We start from the raw sequence: 25020 nt of genomic DNA, 5'->3' as shown, positions 1-25020 counted from the left end.
CTGTGTCTCCTCAGGCGTTGCCCTGACCGATGTGGCCCTTGCGCAGGGCTTCGATCACCGTGTCCTTGGCCCCGTCGGCAACGATCTGGCCGTTGTCGAGCACTACCAGGCGATCCACCAGAGCCAGCATCGAACTGCGATGGGTGATGAGGACCAGCGTCTTGCCAGCCGACCAGGTCGACAGGCGCTGGCGCAGTTGTTCCTCGCTCGAGTTGTCCATCGCGCTGGTAGGCTCGTCGAGCACCAGCAGCGACGGGTCGAGCAGCAGCGCGCGAGCCAGCAGTACGGCCTGGCGCTGGCCGCTGGAGAGCAGTTGGCCGCGTTCGCCCACCGGCCGGTCATACCCTTGCGGGTGTTGCCGGGCGAGCTCGGCGACGCCGGTCACTTCCGCCACTTCCAGCATGCGCTCGTCATGGACGTGGCGTGCACCCAGGGTCAGGTTGTCGCGCAGGCTGCCAGCCAGCAGCGGCAGGTCATGGCTGACGTAGCCTATCTGCTGGCGCAGGTCGCCAATATCGGTCTGCCGCAGGTCGATGCCATCCAGCAGCAATTGGCCTTCGTCCGGCGCATAGAAACCGAGGACCAGGCGCGCCAGGGTGCTTTTGCCCGAACCGCTGCGGCCGATGATGCCGACACGTTCGCCAGCGGCAATGCGCAGACTGATCTTGTTCAACGCCGACGCGGCCTGCCCCGGATAGCGGAACTCGACATGGCGCACTTCCAGGTTGCCCTTGAACGTCTGGTGTTCCAGCGGCTGTTGGGTGGCCTCGCGCTCCTGTGGCAGGGCCATAAGCGCGTCCGTGGACTTCATGGTCAGTTGCGCCTGCTGGTAGCGGGTGATCAGTCCGGCGATTTGCCCGAGGGGCGAGAGCACGCGGCTGTTGAGCATGTAGCAGGCCACCAGGGCGCCGACGCTGAGGTTGCCGGCGATGATGCTGTAGACACCGGCGACGATCATCGCCAGGCCGGCGAACTGCTGCATGCACAGGGTGCCGTTGGTGGCCAGTGCGGACAGGAAGCGGGCGTGGCTGTCGAGTCGGGTCAGGGCGCCGTGAGTGTGCTCCCAGCGGTGCTGGCGCTCGCTTTCGGCGCCGCAGGCCTTGAGGGTTTCCAGGCCGGAAAGGGTTTCGATCAGCAGCGCCTGGCGTTCGGCGCCCAGGGTGAGGCTGCGTTGCACCGTGTCGCGCAGACGCGTCTGGATGATCCAGGCGAAGATCGCGGTGAGCGGAAAGGCGAGAATCGGGATCACCACCAGTGGCCCACCGAGCAGGCCGATCACCAGCAGCATCAGCACCGAGAACGGCAGGTCGATCAGGCTGGTGAGCGTCACCGCGGTAAGAAATTCCCGCAGCCCCTGGAAGTCATGGATGCTCTGGGCGAACCCGCCGATGGTGGCGGGCCGTGCCTTCATCGACATGCCGATGATGCGCTCGAACAGCGTGGCCGAGAGCACCACGTCGGTCTTCTTGCCGGCGCTGTCCAGCAGGTTGGCGCGCAGCACCCTCAACAGAAGGTCAAAGCCGGTACCGATCAGCAGGCCGATGGTCAGCACCCAGAGGGTTGCGGTGGCCTGGTTGGGTACCACGCGGTCGTAGGTCTGCATCACGAAAAGCGGCACCAGCATGCCCAGCAGGTTGATCAACAGGCTCGCCAGCATGGCGTCGGCATAGAGCCAGCGGGACAGGCGAAGAGTGTCGCGGAACCAGGATTTCACCCGTGGCACCAGCGGTGCATGGGCTTCCTCCAGTTCGTGGCGCGGACGCGCGAACAGGGCCTGGCCGCCGTACTCCAGCGCCAGGATCTCGCGCGGCACCCATTGCTCACCGCCGTCGGCTTCGCATGGCAGGATCAGTGCGCGCTGGTCATCGAGCCGGGTCAGCACTGCACTTCGGCCGCCCTTGAGCAGCAACAGTAGCGGCAGGTTGAGTGGCGAGATGGATGCAAGTTCGCGACGCAGCAGGCGCCCTTGCAGGCCAGCGCGAGCAGCCGCGCGAGGCAGCAATTCGGCGGACAGGCGCTGGCCCGGCAGGGGCAAGCCACTGCTCAGACTGGAGCGGCTGGCCGGGCGGCCGTGCAGGCGACAGAGGATCAGCAGGCCGTCGAGCAGCGGATCGTCATGACCCTGGCGCGGGTCGCGGGGACTGTCAGTCCGCTCCATGGTGGTCATGGTCCTGAACTCCCATGCTGGCTCACTTCATGTCCGGCAGCCGGGCTTCGCTCTTCACTTCGGAAAGGGCGACGGCTTCGGCCGGGACAACGACTTTCTGGCGACGCAGCAGGTCGCCCATGGCCGAGATCACCCGGTACATGGAGAACTCTTCGGTGTAGCGCACTTCCACGTAACGGCGGTTGGCGGTGAAGAGTTCGTTCTCGCTGTCCAGCAGGTCCAGCAGGGTGCGCTGGCCAAGTCCGAACTGCTGCTGGTAGGCCTCGCGGACACGGGCGGTGTAGTCGGCGTAGGCGCGGGCTTCCGGGGTCTGCTTACGGGCGTTTTCCATGGCGTTCCAGGCCAGCGAGAGGTTCTCGTTGAGCACCCGCAGGGCGTTGTTGCGGATATCCATGGACTGGTTGATCTGGTGCGCTGCTGCCTGCAGACGGGACTTGTCACGCATGCCGTTGAACAGGTTGTAATTCATCACGACGCCGGCCCGCCAGGTGTTGTAGTGGCCCTCGTCGCCTTGCACGTTGTCGTCGGCGGTGGTGGCCAGCTCGGCATCGAGACGCGGGTAGAAGGGCGCCTTGGCCGATTCGTACTGGCTCTCGGCAGCCTGCACATCGGCCTGGGCCGATTTCAGCAAAGGGTTGCTATCCATTACGCCCTGGCGCGCGGCCAGCAGGTCGGTCGGCATTTCGCCCTTGATGCTGGTTGGTTCCACCAACTCGTCGGCGGGAACGCCGACGGCGCTGTAGAAATTGGCTTCCGCATCGGCCAGGTTCACTTCCTCCGTGTAGAGGTTGTTCTTGGCCAGGGCCAGGCGCGCTTCAGCCTGGTCGAAGTCGGCTGTGCTGCCCACGCCGCGTTCGCTGCGCAAGCCGATCTGGTCGTGGATGCGCTCGTGGGCCATCAAGTTGTTCTTTGCCAGGATCACCATCTCGCGGCGCTTGAGCACCTCCAGGTAAACCTCCACGGTGCGCAGCGCCAGGCTTTCGGCGGTACCCAAGGTGAAGTAGGCACGGGAGTTGACCACGGACTTGGTGCGCGCCACCTCGTTGGGCGTGTTGAAACCGTCGAACAGCATTTGCCGCAGCCTCAACTCGGCATCGCGGAAATTCAGGGTTTCCTTGTTGTGATCGCCGAGGGCACGGGTTGTCGGGTTGTCGGTTTGCTCCCGCCCCACACCGGTTATCAGGTCGACGGTCGGTAAGTACCCACCTTTGGCGACTTTGGCTTCTTCATCGGCGACCAGTCGATTCTGGGCGCTGGCGAGAAGCTCGGGGTGCTTGTCCAGAGTGCTCTGGATGGCGTCCGTGAGCGTCATGGCGTGGATTTGCGTGGTTGCCATGGCAAGCAGGATGCCGGACCACAGGGGGGTGAGAGTGCGCATTTCTTGTCGTTCTCCTTGTTAATACATTGCGTCCTGGCGCCGAAAAATTGGCGAAAATCCATATGAAACCGTTTCAGGCTTGTAACATCAGAGCTAAGAACAACTTTCCGTTTGGCTAAGAAGAATTTTTCACAACCTTTATCAGGAAAAATTCTTATGCACTCGTCGGAAATCCAAGACATCTTTTTGCCAGCAGATCGCATGTTTTGGGCCTTTCCGGACCCACCTGCGGTTGCGTAATGCGGTCAAGCACAAATCAAGAAACTCAGGGCGGGGTAAGTCCGGCGTAAATGGCCGTCGGCGGGCTGCGTGACGTTTTATTGACATTGCGTGGTTTTTTTGGCTTTTCCCGCTTCCTCTGATGCTTCTTCTCGTTCCCGTAGTTTTGGTTCGGACGTGCTGTGACCCCTCATTGACTGGGAACGGCGCTGTCCGTCTGGCAGCACGCGGTGCGGGAGGAAGGAGTCATGGCTGGATCAATCGGGGTCGTTCGGCAGGTCGTAGGGGAAGTCTTCGCAGTCGCTGCGGACGGTTCGCGCCGCTTGCTCACCGAAGGCGACCGGGTTTTCGCGGGTGAGCAACTGGTCACTGGCGCCCAAGGCGCGGTGGCCGTGGCTCTGGCCAACGGCCAGGAACTGGTGCTCGGCCGCGACAGCAGCATGCCGCTGAACAACGCGCTGCTGGCCGGAGCACCCGATGCGACCCAGCCCGGCACTGACAGCGCACCGGCCACTCCCAGCCAGCAGGACCTGACCGACGTCGAGAAACTCCAGGCCGCTATCGAAGCAGGCGTCGACCCGACCAAGGCCGCCGAGGCCACTGCAGCTGGTCCCGGTGGCGGCGCTGGCGGTGGTAACGCTGGTGGCGGCCACTCCTTTGTGCTGCTAGGGGAAACGGCCGGCAGCGTCGACCCCAACATCGGTTTCCCCACAGGTCCCATCGCCTTCGCCGTGGAGTTCCCGCAACCGGATACCGGAATACCTGACATCCCGCTGGTGGTTCCAGCAGTTGTGCCGGTCAACGGCGTACCCACTGCCGTGGTTGACACCCAGAGCGTCAGCGAAGACCAGGACGGTGTGCAGGGCAATGTGCTGGACAATGACGATGGCGGTCCGGACCTGCCCACCACCTTCATGTCCTGGCAGGCCCCCGGCGCCATTGGAGGCCCCGGTGGCAGCTTGTTGCTGAACACTCCCTATGGGGTAGTGACCCTGAACCCCGACGGCAGCTACAGCTTCGTACTGAACAACGGCACCCCGGCGGTGGAGGGGCTCGCGGAAGGGCAGAGCGTCAACATCAGCGTTGGCTACGGCATACAGGACAGCAACGGTGACCAGAGCACCGCGAACCTGATCATCACCATCGTCGGCAGCAACGACATTCCCACCATCGAAGTCAGCAGCCCGGATGCCCAGGGCGGTTTGGCCCAGGTCTTCGAGAAAGGCCTTGCGGACGGCAGCAGCGCGGGTGACGGCAGCACGGTCACCACCGGCAGCTTCAACGTGGCCGACTCCGACGGCCTGGCCAACCTCAAGACCCTCAGCGTCGGCAGCCTGACCGTGGACCTCACCACCAGCGGTTTTGCCAGCCTGGTGGGACAAAGCTTCACCACCGCTCACGGCACCGTATTGATCACCGGCTACAGCGATGGCACCTACAGCTTCAGCTACACCCTGACCGGCGCGACGGCCGATGCCGCCGGTCCGGAGACGGACGGCTTCCTTATTAATGTGGACGATGGGCTGGCTACTGCCTCGGCCACGGTGACCATCGAGATCGTCGACGATGTGCCAACCGCCACCCCGACAGCGGCAGCCTCACCGAGAATGGCGAGCCGTCGAGCCTGTCCGGCAATGTGCTGGACAACGACACCGGCGGTGCCGACCAGCCGAAGGCCTTCACCAGCTGGAACGGCGTGGCCGGTGCTACGCCCGGCGAAGGCGGCAGCCTGCTGGTGAACACCCCCTACGGCGTGGTCAGCCTGAACGCCGACGGCAGCTACAGCTTCGTGCTGGCCAACGGCTCGGCGGCAGTGGAGGCCCTGACCGAAGGCCAACAGGTCACCCTGCAATACGCCTACTCGATGCAGGACGGCGACGGTGACCCGAGCAGTTCGACGCTGACCATCACCATCACCGGCAGCAACGACATTCCCACCATCGAAGTCAGCAGCCCCAATGCGGAAGGCGACCTCGCCCAGGTATTCGAGAAAGGCCTTGCGGACGGCAGCAGCGCGGGTGACGGCAGCACGGTCACCACCGGCAGCTTCAACGTGGCCGACTCCGACGGCCTGGCCAACCTCAAGACCCTCAGCGTCGGCAGCCTGACCGTGGACCTCACCACCAGCGGTTTTGCCAGCCTGGTGGGACAAAGCTTCACCACCGCTCACGGCACCGTATTGATCACCGGCTACAGCGATGGCACCTACAGCTTCAGCTACACCCTGACCGGCGCGACGGCCGATGCCGCCGGTCCGGAGACGGACGGCTTCCTTATTAATGTGGACGATGGGCTGGCTACTGCCTCGGCCACGGTGACCATCGAGATCGTCGACGATGTGCCAACCGCCACCCCGGACAGCGGCAGCCTCACCGAGAATGGCGAGCCGTCGAGCCTGTCCGGCAATGTGCTGGACAACGACACCGGCGGTGCCGACCAGCCGAAGGCCTTCACCAGCTGGAACGGCGTGGCCGGTGCTACGCCCGGCGAAGGCGGCAGCCTGCTGGTGAACACCCCCTACGGCGTGGTCAGCCTGAACGCCGACGGCAGCTACAGCTTCGTGCTGGCCAACGGCTCGGCGGCAGTGGAGGCCCTGACCGAAGGCCAACAGGTCACCCTGCAATACGCCTACTCGATGCAGGACGGCGACGGTGACCCGAGCAGTTCGACGCTGACCATCACCATCACCGGCAGCAACGACATTCCCACCATCGAAGTCAGCAGCCCCAATGCGGAAGGCGACCTCGCCCAGGTATTCGAGAAGGGCCTTGCGGACGGCAGCAGCGCGGGTGACGGCAGCACGGTCACCACCGGCAGCTTCAACGTGGCCGACTCCGACGGCCTGGCCAACCTCAAGACCCTCAGCGTCGGCAGCCTGACCGTGGACCTCACCACCAGCGGTTTTGCCAGCCTGGTGGGACAAAGCTTCACCACCGCTCACGGCACCGTATTGATCACCGGCTACAGCGATGGCACCTACAGCTTCAGCTACACCCTGACCGGCGCGACGGCCGATGCCGCCGGTCCGGAGACGGACGGCTTCCTTATTAATGTGGACGATGGGCTGGCTACTGCCTCGGCCACGGTGACCATCGAGATCGTCGACGATGTGCCAACCGCCACCCCGGACAGCGGCAGCCTCACCGAGAATGGCGAGCCGTCGAGCCTGTCCGGCAATGTGCTGGACAACGACACCGGCGGTGCCGACCAGCCGAAGGCCTTCACCAGCTGGAACGGCGTGGCCGGTGCTACGCCCGGCGAAGGCGGCAGCCTGCTGGTGAACACCCCCTACGGCGTGGTCAGCCTGAACGCCGACGGCAGCTACAGCTTCGTGCTGGCCAACGGCTCGGCGGCAGTGGAGGCCCTGACCGAAGGCCAACAGGTCACCCTGCAATACGCCTACTCGATGCAGGACGGCGACGGTGACCCGAGCAGTTCGACGCTGACCATCACCATCACCGGCAGCAACGACATTCCCACCATCGAAGTCAGCAGCCCCAATGCGGAAGGCGACCTCGCCCAGGTATTCGAGAAGGGCCTTGCGGACGGCAGCAGCGCGGGTGACGGCAGCACGGTCACCACCGGCAGCTTCACCGTGGCCGACTCCGACGGCCTGGCCAACCTCAAGACCCTCAGCGTCGGCAGCCTGACCGTGGACCTCACCACCAGCGGTTTCGCCAGCCTGGTGGGACAAAGCTTCACCACCGCTCATGGCACCGTATTGATCACCGGCTACAGCGATGGCGCCTACAGCTTCAGCTACACCCTGACCGGCGCGACGGCCGATGCCGCCGGTCCGGAGACGGACGGCTTCCTTATTAATGTGGGCGATGGCCTGGCTACCGCCTCGGCCAGCGTGAGCATCGAGATCGTCGACGATGTACCAACCGCCACCCCGGACAGCGGCAGCCTCACCGAGAATGGCGAGCCGTCGAGCCTGTCCGGCAATGTGCTGGACAACGACACCGGCGGTGCCGACCAGCCGAAGGCCTTCACCAGCTGGAACGGCGTGGCCGGTGCTACGCCCGGCGAAGGCGGCAGCCTGCTGGTGAACACCCCCTACGGCGTGGTCAGCCTGAACGCCGACGGCAGCTACAGCTTCGTGCTGGCCAACGGCTCGGCGGCAGTGGAGGCCCTGACCGAAGGCCAACAGGTCACCCTGCAATACGCCTACTCGATGCAGGACGGCGACGGTGACCCGAGCAGTTCGACGCTGACCATCACCATCACCGGCAGCAACGACATTCCCACCATCGAAGTCAGCAGCCCCAATGCGGAAGGCGACCTCGCCCAGGTATTCGAGAAGGGCCTTGCGGACGGCAGCAGCGCGGGTGACGGCAGCACAGTCACCACCGGCAGCTTCACCGTGGCCGACTCCGACGGCCTGGCCAACCTCAAGACCCTCAGCGTCGGCAGCTTGACCGTGGACCTCACCACCAGCGGTTTCGCCAGCCTGGTGGGACAAAGCTTCACCACCGCTCATGGCACCGTATTGATCACCGGCTACAGCGATGGCAGCTACAGCTTCAGCTACACCCTGACCGGCGCGACGGCCGATGCCGCCGGTCCGGAGACGGACGGCTTCCTTATTAATGTGGGCGATGGGCTGGCTACTGCCTCGGCCAGCGTGAGCATCGAGATCGTCGACGATGTACCAACCGCCACCCCGGACAGCGGCAGCCTCACCGAGAATGGCGAGCCGTCGAGCCTGTCCGGCAATGTGCTGGACAACGACACCGGCGGTGCCGACCAGCCGAAGGCCTTCACCAGCTGGAACGGCGTGGCCGGTGCTACGCCCGGCGAAGGCGGCAGCCTGCTGGTGAACACCCCCTACGGCGTGGTCAGCCTGAACGCCGACGGCAGCTACAGCTTCGTGCTGGCCAACGGCTCGGCGGCAGTGGAGGCCCTGACCGAAGGCCAACAGGTCACCCTGCAATACGCCTACTCGATGCAGGACGGCGACGGTGACCCGAGCAGTTCGACGCTGACCATCACCATCGTCGGCAGCAACGACATTCCCACCATCGAAGTCAGCAGCCCCAATGCGGAAGGCGACCTCGCCCAGGTATTCGAGAAGGGCCTTGCGGACGGCAGCAGCGCGGGTGACGGCAGCACAGTCACCACCGGCAGCTTCACCGTGGCCGACTCCGACGGCCTGGCCAACCTCAAGACCCTCAGCGTCGGCAGCTTGACCGTGGACCTCACCACCAGCGGTTTCGCCAGCCTGGTGGGACAAAGCTTCACCACCGCTCATGGCACCGTATTGATCACCGGCTACAGCGATGGCGCCTACAGCTTCAGCTACACCCTGACCGGCACGACAATCGATGCCTCTGGTCCGGAGACGGACGGCTTCCTTATTAATCTGGGCGATGGCCTGGCTACCGCCTCGGCCACGGTGACTATCGAGATCGTCGACGATGTACCGCAAGCCAAGGCCGATAGCGCCTCGGTCAGCGAAGGCGCAAGCGTGACCGGCAATGTGGTTACGGGCGCAGGGCTGGGGTCGGTGGCCGATGCCTTTGGTGCCGATGGGCGCCCGTCGCCGACCACCGGTGTGGTGGGCGTGCGTGCCGGTGGTGACACTTCGACACCGATTGCCGGCGGTGTGGGCGACAGCATCACCTCCGCCTTCGGCACCCTGGTGCTGCATGCCGACGGCAGTTACACCTACACCAGCCACGCCAATAGCCTGGCTCAGGCCGGCACGGTGGATACTTTCACCTACACCATCGTCGACGGCGACGGCGACTTCAGCACCACGACCCTGACCATCGATGTGTCCAACATCACCGTGGTGGGCGGCGTACAGGCTGGCTCGGACGATGATGTGCGAGAAGCCGCGCTTGGCTTCGGCAGCGAGCCGGCCAGCAATGACGAATTCGCCAGTGGCAGCCTGGTCGCCAATGGTGGAAACGGGCCCTACAGCTTCAGCCTGGGTGTTGGCGCCGGCAACGGCCAGTACGGCCAGTTGGTGGTCAACAGCAACGGCTCTTACACCTACACCTTGCTCTCCGCACCCAAGGTCAACCCCGGTAACAACGGCAACAACCTGCAGTTCACCGAAACCTTCACCTTCCAGGTGGTCGACGCCAACGGCAACACCGGCACCGGAACGCTCACCATCGACATCGTCGACGATGTGCCCAGTATCAGCGTGAAGGGGACGGAAGGATTCGATCTGCAGGTGGACGAAACCACGCTCGGTGTCGCCGACAGCAGCAACTTTGCTGGTGCCTTCCTGCCGGTCTTTGGTGCCGACGGTGCAGCCCTCAGTAATCCCATCACCTACAGCCTGGAAGTGAAGTCACCAGGTGTGGACAGTGGCCTGCGGGACACCGCGACGGGTAACAGCATCCTGCTGTTCAAGGAGGGCACGGATATCGTCGGGCGCGTGGTCGGCGGTGGGCAACTGGCCTTCCGCCTCAGCGTGGCTGCGGACGGCACGGTTACCCTGGAACAGTCGCGGGCAATCTTCCATACCCCCAATACCGGCCCGGACCAGGCCGTCGGCCTGTCTGATAGCGACCTGATCACCCTGACCGCCACCATCACCGACGGTGACGGCGACAAGAACAGCGCCTCCCTCGACCTGGGCAACGCCATCAGCTTCAGGGATGACGCACCCAATATCGATCCCTATGTGAAGGTCAGCCTCGACGACGACGCCCTGCCTCACGGCAACCCCTATGGTGTGGGCGACAATTCGCCGGATACCAGCAATACCAGCGGCATCATCGCCCATGACTTCGGCGCTGATGGCCCCGGTGGGATCGAACTGCAGGCCAGCGGCGCGCCCTACGGCTTCACCTACGTGGAAGTCGCAGGTGGCCTGGTGATCAAACAGGGCGACGTGACCGTCATCACCATCACCCTGGATAAGCTCACTGGCGCCTACAGCGTTACCCAGAACGCACCGATCATGCATCCCGAGGGAGATGACGAGAACGACCTGACCTTCGAGGTCGAGTACAAGATCGTCGACCGCGATGGCGACCGTGCTGGTGGTTCGCTCTACATCAAGGTGGATGACGACTCGCCTGTGGTCAGCACCAGTCCCGTGGTGCAACTGGATGACGATGCCCTTCCAGGTGGCAACGCTTATGGCATTGGCGACGTCTCGCCGGATACCGCGAATGTCACCGGCACACTGGGGCACAGCTTTGGCGCGGATGGCCCCGGTTCGGTCACGCTGCTCACCAGCGGCGCGCCCGCTGGGTTCAGCTATGAGAAGAGCGGCGACAATCTGTTGATCAAGCAGGGCGGCCTGACCGTCATCACCCTGGCCCTGAACTGGGCGACCGGTGCGTACAGCGTCGTTCAGAACAACCCGATCATGCATCCGGACGGGTATGACGAAAACGATCTGAGCTTCAGCATTGCCTACAAGGTGACGGATGCCGACGGCGATAGCGCCACGGGTAGCCTGATCATCAATGTGGACGACGATACACCCAAGGCTTATGCCGACAGCGCCAGCATCGTTGAAGGCAGCGTCTCCGCTACGCTGGGCGGCAATGTGTTGGACAACGATGCCGGCGGTGCCGACCAGCCGAAGGCCTTCACCAGCTGGAACGGCGTGGCCGGTGCCACACCGGGGGATAACGGCAGCCTGCTGGTGAACACCCCCTATGGCGTGGTCACCCTGAATGCCGATGGCAGCTACAGCTTCGCGCTGGCCAATGGCTCGGCGGCGGTGGAAGCACTGGCCCCGGGTGAGCAGGTAGTCCTGCACTACGCTTACAGCATGCGTGATGCCGATGGTGACGCCAGCGATTCGACCCTTACCCTCACGATCATTGGTAGCAACGACACACCCACGGTTGAAGTCGCTTTCCCGGAAGTCCAGGGGGGCATGGCCCAGGTTTACGAGAGGGGCCTACCGGATGGTTCCAGCGCCGGGGATGGCAGCTCCCAGGTCAATGGCACATTCAGCGTTGGCGATCCGGATGGATTGGGCGATCTGAAGTCCATGAGCGTCGGCAGTCTCAATGTCGACCTCACCACCAGCAGCTTCAGCAGCCTGGTGGGGCAGGGCTTCACGACCGACCACGGCACGGTGCAGATCACCGGCTACAGCAGCGGCACTTACAGCTTCAGCTACACCCTGACCGAAGCCACCACCGATGCGGCCGGTCCGGAGACGGATGGCTTCCAGGTTACGGTGAACGATGGTGTGGCTAGCGCCTCCGCTACCGCGACAATCGAGATCGTCGACGACGTACCCAACGCCACCCCGGACAGCCGTGGCCTGACCGAAAACGGCAGCCCCGCGAGTGTCAGCGGCAATGTGCTGGACAACGACGTCGGCGGTGCCGACCAGCCGAAGTCCTTCACCAGCTGGAACGGCGTGGCCGGTGCCACGCCGGGGGATAACGGCAGCCTGCTGGTGAACACGCCCTATGGCGTGGTCACCCTGCATGCCGATGGCAGCTACAGCTTCGCGTTGGCCAACGGCTCGGCCGCGGTGGAGGGTCTCGACCAGGGCGAGCAGGTGACCCTGCAGTACGCCTACTCCATGCGGGACGCCGACCAAGACCCGAGCAGCTCGACGCTGACCATCATCATCACCGGTAGCAACGACATCCCGACGGTCGATGTCAGCACGCCCAACGCTGGCGGCGACCTGGCCAAGGTATACGAGAAGGGCTTGCCGGATGGTTCCAGCGCCGGGGATGGCAGCAACATCACCATCGGCAGCTTCACCGTCGCCGACTCCGATGGCCTGGCCAACCTGAAGACCCTCAGTGTCGGCAGCCTCAACGTCGACCTCACCACCAGCAGCTTCAGCAGCCTGGTCGGTCAGAGCTTCAGTACCGACCACGGCACGGTGCAGATCACCAGTTACAGCAACGGCACTTACAGCTTCAGCTACACCCTGACCGAAGCCACCACCGATGCGGCTGGTCCGGAGACGGACGGCTTCCAGGTCACGGTGAACGATGGCCTGGCCAATGATTCGGCCAATGTCAGCATCGAGATCGTCGATGACGTACCCAACGCCACCCCGGACAGCCGTGGCCTGACCGAAAACGGCAGCCCCGCGAGTGTCAGCGGTAATGTGCTGGACAACGACGTCGGCGGTGCCGACCAGCCGAAGTCCTTCACCAGCTGGAACGGCGTGGTAGGTGCCACACCTGAGGATAACGGCAGCCTGCTGGTGAACACCCCCTATGGCGTGGTCACCCTGCATGCCGATGGCAGCTACAGCTTCGCGCTGGCCAACGGCTCGGCCGCGGTGGAGGGTCTCGACCAGGGCGAGCAAGTGACCCTGCAGTACGCCTACTCCATGCGGGACGCCGACCAAGACCCGAGCAGCTCGACGCTGACCATCATCATCACCGGTAGCAACGACATCCCGACGGTCGATGTCAGCACGCCCAACGCTGGCGGCGACCTGGCCAAGGTCTATGAGAAAGGTCTGCCGGATGGTTCCAGCGCCGGGGATGGCAGCAACATTACCACCGGCAGCTTCACCGTGGGCGACGCCGATGGCCTGGCCAACCTGAAGACTCTCAGTGTCGGCAGCCTGACCGTGGACCTCACCACCAGCAGCTTCAGCAGCCTGGTCGGTCAGAGCTTCAGTACCGACCACGGCACGGTGCAGATCACCAGTTACAGCAACGGCACTTACAGCTTCAGCTACACCCTGACCGAAGCCACCACCGATGCAGCTGGTCCGGAGACGGATGGCTTCCAGGTCAGCGTGAACGATGGTCTGGCCAGCGCCTCCGCCACCGCGACTATCGAGATCGTCGACGATCTGTCCAAGGCTAAGGCTGACAGTGCATCGGTCAGCGAGGGCGGCAGCGTCAATGGCAATGTCGTCAGTGGTGCCGGTCTGGGATCGGTGGCCGATGTGTTCGGTGCCGATGGGCGTCCGTCGCCGACCACGGGCGTAGTGGGGGTGCGTACCGGTGGCGATACGACGACCGCGGCCTCCGGCAGTGTCGGCGTGCCCATCGATACTGGCCTGGGTACCCTGGTGCTGCATGCTGACGGCAGTTACACCTACACCAGCCATGCCAACTCGGTGGGCCAGGCTGGCGCAGTGGATACCTTCACCTACACCATCGTCGATGCCGATGGCGATCTCAGCACCACGACTCTGACCATCAATGTGTCCAACTACACAGTGGTCGGTAGTGTTCAGGCCGGCTCGGATCAGGATGTGCGTGAAGCCGCTCTGAGCTTTGGCAGCACGCCGTCGAGCAATGACGAATTTGCCAGTGGCACTCTGGTGGGCAGTGGCGGCAACGGGCCCTACAGTTTTAGCCTGGGTGTCGGGGCGGGCACCGGGCAGTACGGCCAGTTGGTGCTCGACAGCAACGGCTCGTACACCTATAGCCTGCTCTCCGCGCCCAAGGTCAATCCGGGCGATAACGGCAACAACCTGCAGTTCACCGAGACCTTCACCTTCCAGGTGACCGACGCCAACGGCAACACCGGCACTGGCATCCTGACTGTCAGCATTGTCGACGATGTACCTGATATCAGCGTGGAAGGGCTGGGTGCGCTGGGCGTGCAGGTGGACGAGACCGTCCTGAACCTCAATGCCAGCACCAGCTTCGCCGGGGCCTTCACGGCGGTATTCGGCGCTGACGGTGCGGCCGCCAGCAACGCCACCACCTATAGCCTGGACGTTAAGTTGCCTGGCGTGGACAGCGGCCTGCGGGACACCGCGACGGGCAACAGCATCCTGCTGTCCAAGGTTGGCTCGGACATCGTCGGCGTGGTCAGCGGCGGAGGACAGGTCGCCTTCCGCCTGAGCGTTGCCGCCGACGGCACGGTAACCCTGGACCAGCAGCGCGCAATCGTTCATTCGCCGGACAGCGGCCCTGACCAGGTGGCTGGCCTGTCCAGTGCCGACCTGATTACCCTGACCGCCACCATCACCGATGGGGACGGCGACAAGGACAGCGCGACCCTCGATCTTGGCAGCGCCATCAGTTTCCGCGACGACGCACCAGCCGTGTCCAGCAACGTCGTGGTCCAACTGGACGACGACGCCCTTCCTGGCGGCATCGCAGATGGCTCCGGCGACGACCCGGATTCGGCGAATACCACAGGCAGTGTCGGGTTCGACTTCGGTGCCGATGGTGCCGGCGATGTTCAGTGGCTGACCATGGGGGCTCCCGACGGCTTCACCTATCTGAAGTCCGGCACCACGTTGCTGATAAAGCAGGGCACCACCACGGTCATCGAGGTGACCCTGAACAGCTCCACTGGTGCATATGGTGTGACCCAGCTCGCGCCGATACAGCATGCACTGGCTGGTGAGGAGAACGACCAACTGTTCACCCTGACCTACAAGGTCACTGACAAGGACGGCGACTCCACCAACGGCACCCTGGACATCAAGGTCGACGACGATACGCCGCAGGGTAAGAGCGACAGCGCCGATGTGGCCGAGGGCAGTGGCCAGGACTTCAACGTGGTATTCGTGCTGGACTTCAGCGGCAGCATCGACAACACCGAGCTGAACACCATGCTGAATGCGGTGCGCAATGCCGGGCAGGCGCTGTTCGGCACCACCGATGGCGATGTGCGTATCCAGCTGGTGGCGTTCTCCGGTACCGCCGCGTCCTACCCGGTGGTGACTGATGTCACTGCCTTCACTAATCTGGTGAACAGCCTGAATCCGGCGGAAGGCGGTGCACGTCCGTTCTCCGGCAACACCGACTTCACTGCGGCCATCCAGCAGACCATGGCGGTCTATACGCCCTTGTCGAGCTGGAGCAACCAGGTCTTCTTCATCAGTGATGGCAATCCGAACGAGCAGACCGGTCCGGGCGACACATCCCTGACCTCGGCGGTGGCGACCCAGTGGAACAGCTTCGTCGATAACAACGGCATCAACGTCACGACCATCGGTGTGGGCAACGGTATCAATACCCCGCGACTGCAGGATGTGGACGTCGATGGCTCCGGCGCTCCCATCATGGTGAGCGCCTTCGAGGACCTGGTCGAAACCCTGGCCAGCCAGATCGTCGGCGGGGTGGTGTCCGGCAACGTCCTGCTGGGTAGCGACAACGCAGTGGGTGGCGGTGATGACGATGCCTTCGGTGCTGATGGCGCGGGCCGTATCCAGTCCATCCAGATCGGCGCCACCACCTACACCTGGAATGGGGCCAGTACGATCAGCCTGAGTACGGGAGGTACGCTTTCCGGCAGTCTGCTGAATGCAATCACCACACCCGGTGGCGGCAAGCTGAGTTTCGATTTCACCACGGGTGCGTGGACCTACGTCGCACCGAAGAACGTGGCCGCCGACACCAGTGAGAGCTTCACCTACAACATCATCGACAAGGACGGCGACCCGTCGAGCGCCTCGCTGACGGTGCGGATCGAAGACGCTTCGCCGGTAATCGGTCGAGTAGACGAGGATGAGCTGCCCAGTGGCATCACCGACGGTGACGCCCAGGCCACGGTGGTCACCGGAAACCTCGGCGAACTGCTGGTCGGCACTCCGGTTGGTGCGCAGTTCAGCGTGGCCGCGACCCCGCAAGCAATGCCCGTGCTGACGTCCGATGGTGTTGCGATCACTTACTCACGCGTGGATGACACCTTGGTTGCCAAGGCGGGTGCCGATACCGTGTTCACGTTGCAGGTGGCCAGCAATGGTGTTTACACCTTCTCCCTGTTGGGTGCGCTCGATCATCCCAGCGGCGCAGGTGGCGATGACCAGATACTGACTCTCAACCTGACGGGGGCGCTGCAGGCCAGCAACGGCAGCGGCAACCTGCCGTTGGCCGGCGACCTGCTGATTCAGGTGGAGGACGACATCCCCGCCATCCTGCAGACCTCGAATCTGGTGTTCTCCAACGGCGACAGCGTAGCCGGTGCTTCGGGTGTGTTCGTCTACAGCACTGGTGGAGACACCCGTGGCAGTGGGCCCTTCTCGGCATCTGACTCGGACTTCACAGCCATCAGTCTGAGCGGCACCGTTGGGGGCGTGGCGATTTCGTCCAGCGCAGTGACTTGGGTGTCCGAGTCGGCCACCAGTGCATCCTTCGACATTACCTTCAACTACGCTCCGAACCCGGCCAGTCCGGGAACGCTGGAACAGGCCAATGGCACGCTGACTTTCGACAAGGTCAACGGCACCTACAGTGTCGCGATGGATGAACCGATCCAGGGGTTCACCATCTTCAAGACCAGCACCTCATTGAGCATTACGGGCTATGAGGTCAACAGCACGGTTCCGGATTCGACGCAGCCGGCGGTCGCGGTGGTGGAGCTGGATAACGACTTCTTCGTGCAGTACACCAGCTATGCCGAACCTGGCGGCGGTACCGGCAGCAACAATCTGCTTGCCGGGACATCCACCACCTCGACCTTCACCGATGGTGAGCTCTTCAGCCAGGCCGCTTCCTGGGTCAGCGTGAGCAATTCGGACAACGGCGTGGCCGGGGACACGCTGGGCAAGGGTGAAGTCCTGGACCTCAACTTCTACACCAGCAACCCGAAAGGGAACCTGGGTGTGGAACCCAGCGCCCGGGCCGAAGGTATGTTCCTCAAGTTCGATGGGGTGAACGGAGAAGACCTGGTCGTGGTGCTCAAACTGGTCGGTGCCGGTGGTGCGAAAACTACCCGCGCGCTGGTGGTGAGCAGTGCTGACATCATGACGGCCAACAGTGTGGCGCTGGCGGCCTATGGCATCGTGCTGGACAACAATGACGGTGCCATCGTCATCGAGAAGAGCGACTTCAATGCTCCGGGCGAAAACTGGCAGATCTACGGCGCGCAAATCCTCACCAGTGTCGAAGGCATCAGCTCGTCGGCCGCCATCAACTTCAACTCCACCATCGGCGCGGGTGGTGCGTCGGATGTGAGCGACCGGGTGACGTTCACCTCGTCGGCAACTGACAACGATGTGCTCAAGGTGTCCGACGTGGGCTTCATCACGGCGGAAGCCAATACGCTGGATACCAGCCTGAACTTCCAGGTGGGCGTTCGCGATGCCGACGGTGACACTTCGCCAACCCAGGCACTGCAGGTGGACCTCGAGGCCAGTACAAACTTCGTCGGTACGGCCAGCGACGATGTGATCCAGGGTACGAGTGGTAATGACCATCTGACTGGGCTGGCAGGGAACGACGTGCTGGTTGGAGGTGCCGGCAATGACATCCTCGATGGCGGCTTGGGTACCGACACCGCGTCGTACTTCAATGCGGCCTCCAGTGTAGCGGTGAACCTGGCTCTGACCGGCCAGCAGAACACCGGCGGCGGTGGCCTGGATACGCTGATCGATGTCGAGAACCTGCTCGGCTCGCGCTTCGATGACGTGCTAGCCGGGAACAGCGGCAACAACGTGCTTGCGGGGAACGGCGGCAATGACCAACTGAGTGGTGGCGCCGGGGCGGACACCTTCAAGTGGCTGCCTGGCGAAACCGGCATCACCACCATCAACGATTTCACGCCGGGGGTGGACAAGCTGGACCTGTCGCAGCTGCTGACCGGTGAACACAGCAATGTGGGTAGCCTGGACGACTACCTGACCATGGCCTTCGGTGCCAACACCACCATCACGGTGGACAGCAACACTGCCGCAGCCGCAGGCGGCACCGGCCAGACCGTCGTGTTGCAAGGCGTGAACCTGATGGCGGCCTATGGGGCGCCGGATGCTGCGTCGGTGATCTCGCACATGCTCGATGATGGCTCGCTGAAGGTGGACGCCTGAATGTAATCGGGGCCCGTCTCGGGGCGGGCCTGAATCTGGAGTGGAACAGGGGAGGGACCTATGGTTTTCGTACAGCGTGATGAGAAGGGCCGGGTGCTGCGGGTGGAGCACGAACCCTTCGACAACATGACCCAGAGCATGCCGGCGAACGATCCGGAAGTGCAGAGCTGGTTCGCCAGCCGCAGCCTGCACGACCATCTGCTGTCCTTGCAGCACTCCGACCTGGAACTGGTACGGGTGGTCGAGGACCTTGTGCAGGTGCTGGTGACCCGCGGGGTGATGAGTTATATCGACTTGCCCGAAGCCGCGCGTCGCAAACTCCAGCAACGTGCATACGCCCGTTCGCAGGTGGTGGATCTGGGGGCGCTGGTGCCGGACGATTCGCTATTGCCGTATTGAGCGGTCGCCGCCGAATTTGTAGGAGCGAGCTTGCTCGCGAACAGTCCGAGCGCGATCTTTCGCGAGCAAGCTCGCTCCTACAGAAACACCCACTCACTCATGCCATGGAGCCGGTGCGCCGATCAGGCGGCCCATGGCGCCCTGGATTCCCAGTTCCCGCAGCACATCCAGTTCGCCCTGCGTTTCCACCATCTCCGCTATCAGCGGCAGGTCGATGCTGTTGGTGGCGCGGAACAGGGCTTCGATGAACAGGCGCTTGTCGCTTTCCTGATCGATGGCGCGGATGTAGGTGCCGTCGATCTTCAGGTAAGCCAGGCCCAGGTGGGCGAGGTTGCCGATCAGGCTGAAGCGTCCGCCGAAATGCTGCAGACCGACGCTGTAGCCGGTTTCACGGATCGCCTGGCAGACCTGGCCGAGTTCGTTGGCCGGTGGTAGGTGGCGTTCGTCCAGCTCCAGGGTGAGCAGTGTCGCCTGTTGTGGGTGGGCCTTGAGCAAGGCGAGCAGGCGTTCGCGGTGTTCTCCCGGCTGCAGGCTGACAGCGGACAGGCTCAGGGCGATGGGCGATTGCGTTTGCTGAAGGTGTGCCAGGCAATGCTCCAGCATCGCCAGGTCGAAGCGCGCGGCCCAGCCGAGGCGTTCGATCCAGGGCAGGAAACGACCTGCGGGCACCGCTTCACCCTGAGGGTCGAGCAGTCGCGCCAGCACTTTGTGGTGCAGGCTTTCAGCGGTATTGGCGCACAGGCTCACGGGTTGGAAGTATAGGCGCAGCTTGCCCTTGTTCAGCGCCTCGTCGATCCACGCCCGCCAGTCGTGAAGGCTCTGTCCCGGCGTGACGTCGAAATCGTCCAGGCGCACCCAGGGGCGTTCCGTGCTCTGCGCTGCCTGGGCCAGGGCCTGGTCCGCGCGGCCCATGACGCGCTGGATGTCTTCTCCCGGCCGGTAGGCGGCGATGCCGAGCAGGGCGACCGGGCTGCGGTCACTGGCGCCGATCGCATGCAGGTTTTCCAGCTGGGCGGCGAGTGTTGCGGCCAGTTGCTCGGTGTCTTCGCCGGTGACGCCGGGAGAGAGCAGGGCGAATTCGCCGCCCCGGCTGCGCGAGGCCAGCCATTCCGGATTGCCTCGCTGTTGCACCAGGTTCTCGAGGATTTCCCCGACATCGCGGATAAGCGCGTCAGTACGCTGGCCACCGAGGCGCTGGTTGAGCCCACCAAGGTCGTTGACCCGCAGCAATAGCAGGTAGCCAGCGGCGTTCTGGTCATTGGGGACCAGTTGGTTGGCCAGGCGGATATCGAACTGCCGACGGTTGGCCAGGCCCGTGAGGCTGTCCTGATAGGCTTCTTCGCGAAGGCGTTCACTGCGCGCGGCTTCTTCGGCGAAAAGGTTGCGCAGCTTGTCCACCATCTGGTTCATCGCCAGCACTACGCGGCGCAGTTCCGGCGTACGGGGCACCTTGGGCAGGGCGAGGAATTCGCGACGGCTGATGGCTTCGGCCTGCTGCACCATGTTGTCCAGCGGCCGCAACTGGGTGCGCAGCAGCCAGCCACCGGCCAATGCGCTGACCAGGCCGCAGAGCAGCAGCCAGGCCAGGCTGCCAATGGCGCTGTCCCAGAGTTTGGCCAGGGCGAATTGCGGGTGGCTCAGCACTTCGACCCGCGCCGCCTGCTGCCAGCCACGCATGATCAGCGCGTCGCCACCCTGCGGTCGCAGGTTGACCAGATGGGCGAACCAGTTGGGTACCTGATCGCTGCTGGTGGTGGTACGGCGCTCGGCGATCACACCTCCATCGGGAATACGCACCACGCGAATGCTGGCGAAGTAGCCGCTATCGAAAATCGAACTGACCATCAGCTCGATCATCGCCGGATCGTCTACATGGGGCGTCATCGACAGGCCGAGCGCGGTGGCAGCGTCCTGGGCATGGGAGCGCAACTGGCTGAGCAGCTGTTCGCGGGAGCTTTCGACTCCCGCGAGGAAACTGCCGGCGAAGGCCAGTGCCAGCAGCAGGCAGATGGCCAGGAACAGTTGCTTGAGTAACGACATGGGCTAACCCTCTCCTATGGCGAAGCCTTCGGCTCTCATTTTTTTCAGCAGGTCCTGCCAGCGCGACAGTTTCTTGGTGTCGCCGGCACGCTTGGCTCCGGTGTAGAGGCCTTCGGCGTTGAAGGCGTACACCGGCAGCAGGTCGGTGCGCTGGGACGCTGGACGTATCTCGCCGATCAGGTTGTCCAGTACCAGGGGATCGGCGGTGGGGGTCTTGTAATAGGTCAGCACCATGTGCGCCTGGTTCTGGCGCAATGCCTTGACGTAGGTGATGCGTAACTTTTCGGCGGGTATGCCGAGGCGGCGCAGGGTGAAGTACTTGGCGATGGAGTAGTCCTCACAGTCGCCGGCACCCTTGACCAGCGCCTCGACAGGGGTGGCCCAGTAGTCGTTCTCGCGCCAGGTGCGGATGTCGTCGCTGAAGCGGAGCTGGCGGTTGAAGAAGCGGTTCGTGGCCGTGAGCTTCTCGGCCTCGGGCAAGTCGACGCTGGCCTGGATCAGCTCGCTCCAGGCGACGATGCGGGCTTTCGCCGGGCCCAGGTCGCCATAGCGTTTGGTGGCGTTCTGCAGGATCAGCTCGAAGTCCCAGTTGGCCAGCACGCTGGCCAGGCAGAGCAGCAGGCCAACGAGCAGGCAGCTGCCTTGCCATGCCAGCCACGAGGGGTGCCGCAGTCCGATTGCCGCCCACCGTTGCCGCATCAGCCGTCTCTCCGCCCAGGATGCTCAGAGTCTAGGCGGGAATCGATGATTTGCCGGGGCTGGTGTCAGTGGCTGCGCAGGGTTTTCTGGCGAAGGATGTAGATGCTCACCAGCACTGCGCTGGTGAGCATGAAGCCGCGCGCCCAGGGCAGGGGCACGAGGAGGCAGGAGAGGGTGATGCTGACCCACATCAGAAGCAGGGCATAGACCTTGCCCTTGAGGGGTATGCCCTGGCCTTCCAGGTAGTCGCGTATCCAGGGGCCGAGCTTCGGGTGTTCCACGAGCCAGAGGTAAAACCGCCGCGAGCTGCGTACAAAGCAGGCAGCGGCGAGCAGCAGGAAAGGCGTAGTGGGCAGTACGGGCAGGAAGATGCCGATCACGCCCAGGACGACGCTGAGCCAGCCGATGATCAGGAGGATCATGCGCAGCGCCGGGTGGCGCTGCTGCTGGATATCGCTATGCGCCATCCGCGCGGCCTTAGTGGTGGCGGGGCTTGAGCAGGGCAGGCTTTTCTTCCGGGGCGTTGCAGAGCAGGAACAGGGCGGTCAGCAGTTCAGGAATCTGCTCGATCATCTCGTCCACCAGGTCGCGATCCTTGGCGATGTCGGCAAATTCGGGCTGCTCGTCGAACAGGCCGGAACCCACCATGATCGGCAGCAGCAGTTCGCTGACTTCTTCCTCGGCGCTTTCGAACCAGGTTTCCTCGCGCAGGAACACACCTTCCATGAAGCCGATGCACCAGCCGCGCAGGTCGGAGTCGTCCGGGTCCTCGCCCAGGTCCAGGTCGCAGGGCATCTCGGGGTCTTCATCGCTGGCCAGTTGACGGGCGATGTGGGCCTTGAGGGCCAGCAGGGTGGATTCGATCTCTTCGCGCTCGGCGTCGCTGCGGTAGTGCGGCGGCTCGGCGAACAGGGCGTCGATCCACTCGCGCTCGGGCACCTGGTCCGGGCAGATACACAGGGCGGTCAGGTAGCCATGGGTGGCCACATAGTCCAGAGCCTCCTCGTGCAGGTCATCGGCGTCGAGAAAAGCTTGCAGGCGGGACAGTTGCTCAGCGAAGGACATCGTGGGACTACCTTGAGGAATAAACGACGCTGGATTCTAGTCTAGTGCGAGGTTGGCGGCAAAAGGCGTGGGCGATGGGCGTGGCCATCTTGCCGGCGTGGCTGACGTATAATGCGCGGCTTGTTCCGGAGACCCCCATGCTCGACCAGGCACTGCGCATACTCAAAGACGTATTCGGCTACGACGCATTCCGCGGCAACCAGGCCGCGATCATCGAACGTGTGGCCTCGGGTGGCGATGCCCTGGTGCTGATGCCGACCGGCGGTGGCAAGTCGCTCTGCTTCCAGGTGCCGGCACTGCTGCGCGAAGGCCTGACGGTGGTGGTGTCGCCGCTCATCGCGCTGATGGAGGACCAGGTCGCCACCCTCGACGAACTGGGCGTGCCGGCCGTGGCGCTGAACTCCATGTTGTCGGCCGAGGCCCAGCGGGATATTGCCGAGCGTATTCGCCGCGGCGAGATCAAGCTGCTCTATCTCGCCCCCGAGCGCCTGGTGCAGCCGCGCATGCTGGCGTTCCTGCAGCGCCTGCAGATCGGCCTGTTCGCCATCGACGAAGCTCACTGCGTGTCCCAGTGGGGGCATGACTTCCGTCCGGAATACCTGCAACTGGGCCAGTTGGCCGAACTCTTCCCCAATGTCCCGCGCATGGCGCTGACCGCGACGGCCGACATGCGTACCCGTGAGGAGATGGTCCAGCGGCTGCACCTGCAGAACGCCGAGCGTTTTCTCTCCAGCTTCGACCGGCCGAACATCTTCTATCGCATCGTCGCCAAGGATCAGCCGCGCAAGCAGTTGCTGGGATTCCTCGCCGAACGTCGCGGCGATGCCGGCATCGTCTACTGCATGTCGCGCAAGAAGGTGGAGGAGGTGGCCTCCTTCCTCTCCGAGCAGGGCTTCCCTGCGCTTCCTTATCACGCGGGGCTGTCCAACGACCTGCGGGCTTATCATCAGAAACGCTTCCTCAATGAGGAAGGGCTGATCATGGTCGCTACCATCGCCTTCGGCATGGGCATCGACAAACCCAACGTGCGTTTCGTCGCCCACCTGGACCTGCCCAAGTCCCTGGAGGCCTATTACCAGGAAACCGGCCGCGCCGGTCGCGATGGCCTGCCGGCTGACGCCTGGATGGCTTATGGCCTGCAGGACGTGCTGTTGCTCAAGCAGATGCTGAGCAACTCCGAGGGCGACGAACGTCACAAGCGCATCGAGCAGCACAAGCTGGATGCCATGCTGTCCCTGTGCGAGGAAACCCGCTGCCGCCGCCAGGCGCTGCTGACCTACTTCGATGAAGTGCTGCCACAGCCCTGCGGCCACTGCGACATCTGCACGGACGGCGTACAGACCTGGGATGCTACCGAGCCGGCACGCATGGCCCTGTCGGCCATTCACCGCAGCGGCCAGCGCTATGGCGTCGGCCACCTGGTGGACCTGTTGCTGGGGCGTGACAACGAGAAAGTGCGCTCCTCCGGCCATCAGCATCTGTCCGTGTTCGGCATGGGCAAGAACCTCTCCGAAGGCGAATGGCGCACCCTTTACCGTCAGTTGGTCGCCCGTGGTTTGGCGGATGTGGATCTGGAGGGCTTCGGTGGCTTGCGTCTGACCGAGGCATGCCGCCCGCTGCTGCGCGGTGAAGTACAACTGGAACTGCGCCGCGACCTGTCGACCAAAGCTCCCAAGCCGGCTGCCAGTGCCGCCAGCCAACTGGTGCGTGGCGAAGAGCGCGAGCAGTGGGAAGCCCTGCGTGCGCTGCGTCGCAAGCTGGCGGAAGAGCACAGTGTGCCGCCCTACGTCATCTTCCCTGATGCGACCCTGCTGGAAATGCTCCGCAGCAAGCCGCGCAGCCTGTCCGACATGGCACAGGTCAGCGGCGTTGGCGCGCGTAAGCTGGAGCGCTACGGGGAGGCTTTCCTCGAAGTGCTGAACGGTGTCGCCGAAGCCCCGCGGGCTGTCACCGACCTGCGGCATGAGCTGGTGAGCCTGGCGCGTGCGGGCATGACCCCGGCGCAGATCGCCCGCCAACTCAATTGCAGCGAAAAGAATGTCTACAGCCTGCTGGCAGAGACCATCGGCAACCAGCAATTGAGCCTGGAGCAGGCGCTGGACCTGCCGGAGGACCTGCTGGGTGAGATCCAGGACGCCTTCCTCGACGGCGAGGGCGAGCTGCCGCCAGTCGCGGAAGTGGCACAGGTGTTCGCCGGTCGCGTGCCCGACGGCGTGCTGCATTGCGTGCGGGCAGCCTTGCAGGCGGAATTCGAGAACTGAGTCGAGCGGGCAAGGCGAACCGTGGGGCCGGTCACGGTGCGCCGAAAAACTGGCGGTGCAAAACGACGAACTTGTGACGCAGTGCACGACCGGCTAATGTGCGTCAGAG

At 63.9% G+C, this 25020-nt stretch carries 10 protein-coding genes; 4 read left to right on the top strand and 6 right to left on the bottom strand.

Annotated features, from left to right (window positions below; all coding sequences use genetic code 11):
- Nucleotides 1–10 precede the first annotated feature (10 nt).
- Both D6Z43_RS10565 and D6Z43_RS10560 read right to left on the bottom strand, forming a co-directional pair.
- Nucleotides 11–2167 carry a type I secretion system permease/ATPase gene (locus tag D6Z43_RS10565; protein WP_120651887.1) on the bottom strand — a complete coding sequence of 719 codons (2157 nt, stop codon included), beginning with the start codon at nt 2165–2167 and terminating at the stop codon, nt 11–13.
- A 22-nt stretch (nt 2168–2189) separates the two neighbouring features.
- Nucleotides 2190–3545 carry a TolC family outer membrane protein gene (locus tag D6Z43_RS10560; protein ID WP_120651886.1) on the bottom strand — a complete coding sequence of 452 codons (1356 nt, stop codon included), beginning with the start codon at nt 3543–3545 and terminating at the stop codon, nt 2190–2192.
- 467 nt (nt 3546–4012) lie between these two features.
- Here D6Z43_RS10560 and D6Z43_RS10555 point away from each other — a divergent pair, with 467 nt between their 5' ends.
- From D6Z43_RS10555 to D6Z43_RS10545, 3 genes are read left to right on the top strand one after another with little or no spacing between them, the layout of a single operon-like run.
- On the top strand, nt 4013–5503 hold the full coding sequence (locus D6Z43_RS10555) for a retention module-containing protein (RefSeq protein ID WP_120651885.1): 1491 nt from the start codon (nt 4013–4015) through the stop codon (nt 5501–5503).
- Complete coding sequence (locus D6Z43_RS10550) at nt 5401–18447, top strand: DUF5801 repeats-in-toxin domain-containing protein (protein ID WP_120651884.1); 13047 nt, start codon at nt 5401–5403, stop codon at nt 18445–18447. Before D6Z43_RS10555 ends, D6Z43_RS10550 begins: the two co-directional genes overlap by 103 nt.
- Nucleotides 18448–18507: 60 nt before the next feature.
- Nucleotides 18508–18846, top strand: coding sequence for a tryptophan synthase subunit beta (locus tag D6Z43_RS10545; RefSeq protein WP_120651883.1), 339 nt, complete (start codon nt 18508–18510; stop codon nt 18844–18846).
- Between the two features lie 93 nt (nt 18847–18939).
- Here D6Z43_RS10545 and lapD read toward each other — a convergent pair whose 3' ends face one another.
- The 4 genes from lapD to D6Z43_RS10525 all read right to left on the bottom strand — a co-directional run bounded on the left by lapD (nt 18940) and on the right by D6Z43_RS10525 (nt 22650).
- Complete coding sequence (lapD, locus tag D6Z43_RS10540) at nt 18940–20886, bottom strand: cyclic di-GMP receptor LapD (RefSeq protein WP_120651882.1); 1947 nt, start codon at nt 20884–20886, stop codon at nt 18940–18942.
- Between the two features lie 3 nt (nt 20887–20889).
- Nucleotides 20890–21585 carry a cysteine protease LapG gene (lapG, locus tag D6Z43_RS10535; RefSeq protein WP_256660985.1) on the bottom strand — a complete coding sequence of 232 codons (696 nt, stop codon included), beginning with the start codon at nt 21583–21585 and terminating at the stop codon, nt 20890–20892.
- 65 nt (nt 21586–21650) lie between these two features.
- Entirely contained in the window at nt 21651–22052 is a 402-nt protein-coding gene (locus tag D6Z43_RS10530; RefSeq protein WP_120651881.1) for a YbaN family protein, read from the bottom strand.
- A gap of 10 nt (nt 22053–22062) precedes the next feature.
- A complete protein-coding gene (locus tag D6Z43_RS10525; RefSeq protein ID WP_120651880.1) occupies nt 22063–22650 on the bottom strand; it encodes a YecA family protein in 588 nt (195 codons plus the stop codon).
- 137 nt (nt 22651–22787) lie between these two features.
- Here D6Z43_RS10525 and recQ point away from each other — a divergent pair, with 137 nt between their 5' ends.
- Nucleotides 22788–24911, top strand: a complete 2124-nt coding sequence (recQ, locus tag D6Z43_RS10520; RefSeq protein WP_120651879.1) for a DNA helicase RecQ — start codon at nt 22788–22790, stop codon at nt 24909–24911.
- The last annotated feature ends 109 nt before the right edge of the window (nt 24912–25020 follow it).

Source organism: Pseudomonas sp. DY-1 (assembly GCF_003626975.1).
Taxonomy (GTDB): Bacteria; Pseudomonadota; Gammaproteobacteria; order Pseudomonadales; family Pseudomonadaceae; genus Metapseudomonas.
Note: the sequence above shows the minus strand (reverse complement) of the source record. Positions and strands in the feature narration are given on the sequence as shown.

Coding starts and splice junctions, on each gene's coding strand:
- D6Z43_RS10560 (WP_120651886.1), bottom strand. CDS start 3,545: ATGCGCACTCTCACCCCCCTGTGGTCCGGCATCCTGCTTGCCATGGCA.
- D6Z43_RS10565 (WP_120651887.1), bottom strand. CDS start 2,167: ATGACCACCATGGAGCGGACTGACAGTCCCCGCGACCCGCGCCAGGGT.
- D6Z43_RS10555 (WP_120651885.1), top strand. CDS start 4,013: ATGGCTGGATCAATCGGGGTCGTTCGGCAGGTCGTAGGGGAAGTCTTC.
- D6Z43_RS10545 (WP_120651883.1), top strand. CDS start 18,508: ATGGTTTTCGTACAGCGTGATGAGAAGGGCCGGGTGCTGCGGGTGGAG.
- lapD (WP_120651882.1), bottom strand. CDS start 20,886: ATGTCGTTACTCAAGCAACTGTTCCTGGCCATCTGCCTGCTGCTGGCA.
- D6Z43_RS10525 (WP_120651880.1), bottom strand. CDS start 22,650: ATGTCCTTCGCTGAGCAACTGTCCCGCCTGCAAGCTTTTCTCGACGCC.
- recQ (WP_120651879.1), top strand. CDS start 22,788: ATGCTCGACCAGGCACTGCGCATACTCAAAGACGTATTCGGCTACGAC.
- lapG (WP_256660985.1), bottom strand. CDS start 21,585: ATGCGGCAACGGTGGGCGGCAATCGGACTGCGGCACCCCTCGTGGCTG.
- D6Z43_RS10530 (WP_120651881.1), bottom strand. CDS start 22,052: ATGGCGCATAGCGATATCCAGCAGCAGCGCCACCCGGCGCTGCGCATG.